At 68.6% G+C, this 1,641-nt stretch carries 1 protein-coding gene; it reads left to right on the top strand.

Features of this window, described 5'->3' with window-relative positions; all coding sequences use genetic code 11:
• Positions 1–364: 364 nt before the first annotated feature.
• The gene (locus H6A15_RS10125; protein WP_204673633.1) at positions 365–1,414 is read left to right on the top strand and encodes a Fic family protein; all 1,050 of its coding nucleotides are present in this window, start codon (positions 365–367) and stop codon (positions 1,412–1,414) included.
• Positions 1,415–1,641 lie beyond the last annotated feature (227 nt).

Below are 1,641 nucleotides of genomic sequence, written 5' to 3'. Positions count from 1 at the left end.
CCAGGCTCAGGGCCCCCACGAGCGAGGCGGAGATGGCGAGCGCGACCCTCCTCGTGTGCTTCTTGTTGACGCAAGCTGTCATACGTCTTTCTCCTTCCATAAGGAACAGATAATTGCCAGTTCTGGGGAAGGAGGATGTGCGAGGGCAACAGCCGTCTGCGCGCTCGGAAAAGCGCGCTGGGTGCGCCCGTGGCTATACGTTGGTGCAACTGGTGAAAAACGTTGGCGCGATAGGCGCCGATACGTTTGCCCGATCGCCGAAAACATGTCGGCGCCTCCTTCTTCCCCATGCTTCCCTCATCTGCACCATCTGATACGATATGATGCAGATAAGGACGACATGGGGCAGAAGGGGGCGCCGCGCATGAGGGGGTTCGACTACACGAGGCTGCATCCCGGGCTGCTCACCCAGCGGACCATGGACCTGCTGGCCGCCGTGCACGAGCGCCGCGGCAGGCAGGCCTCGGACCTCGCCGTCGGGCGCGACGTGCTCGACGCCCTGGTGGAGGTGGCTCGCGTGCAGTCGGCGGGCGCCTCCAACCGCATCGAGGGCATCCGCACCAGCGACGCCAGGCTCCGCGCCATCATGGGCGAGCGGACCGACCCGCGCTCGCGCGACGAGGAGGAAATCGCGGGCTACCGCGACGTGCTGGCCACCATCCACGAAAGCCACAACTTCATCGAGCCCACGCCGGGCGTCATCCTGCAGCTGCACCGCGACATGTACCGGCACACGCCGCTCTCGGGCGGGGGGCGCTTCAAGGACTCCGACAACGAGATCGTGGGCGTGCGCGCGGACGGCACGCGCTACGTGCGCTTCCGCCCGGTCGCGGCGGCCGCCACCCCGGACGCCGTCGAGCGGCTCTGCGCGGCGCTTCGCGAGGGGCTCGCCGCCGGGGCGGTCGACCCCGTCCTCGTGTCGATGGAGTTCGTGCTCGACTTCACCTGCGTCCACCCCTTCACCGACGGCAACGGGCGCATGAGCCGCCTGCTCACGCTGCTCCTCCTCTACCGCTGCGGGTACGAGGTCGGCAAGTACGTGTCGATCGAGAAGGAAATCGAACGCACCAAGGGCGACTACTACGAGGCGCTCGCCGCGAGCTCGTCTGGCTGGAACGAGGGAGCCAACGACCCGGGGCCCTTCGTCCGCTACATGCTCGGGGCGGTGCTCGCCGCCTACCGCGACCTGGAGGCGCGCGTGGGCGCCGTCTCGGCGGCGCGCATGACCAAGGCCGAGCGCGTGGAGGAGGCCCTGCGCTCCTCGGTCGGGAGGGTGACCAAGGCGCGGCTCATGGAGACGCTCCCCGGCGTCAGCCAGACGACCGTCGAGCGCGCGCTGGGCGCGCTCGTCGCCGCCGGCAGGATAGAGAAGGTCGGCGCGGGCAGGTCCACCGGCTACGTCTGGCGGGGGTAGGCGCCGCGGGCCGGAGCGCCCCGGACGAGTCGGGAAGAGGCGGCAAGCCGAGGTTGTCCGGCGACCTCGGCTTGCCGCCTCTCTGTCCCAAGGCCGCGCGCCCCTCCTTCCAGAACTGGCGATTATCTGTTCCTTATGGAAGGAGAAAGACGTATGACAGCTTGCGTCAACAAGAAGCACACGAGGAGGGTCGCGCTCGCCATCTCCGCCTCGCTCGTGGGGGCCCT

The sequence above is a fragment of the Enorma phocaeensis genome (genome assembly GCF_016901575.1).
Taxonomy (GTDB): domain Bacteria; phylum Actinomycetota; class Coriobacteriia; order Coriobacteriales; family Coriobacteriaceae; genus Limicola; species Limicola phocaeensis_A.
Note: the sequence above shows the minus strand (reverse complement) of the source record. Positions and strands in the feature narration are given on the sequence as shown.

What these genes read in the sequence shown, in the direction of transcription:
- H6A15_RS10125 (WP_204673633.1), top strand. Translation starts at nt 365, where the DNA reads ATGAGGGGGTTCGACTACACGAGGCTGCATCCCGGGCTGCTCACCCAG.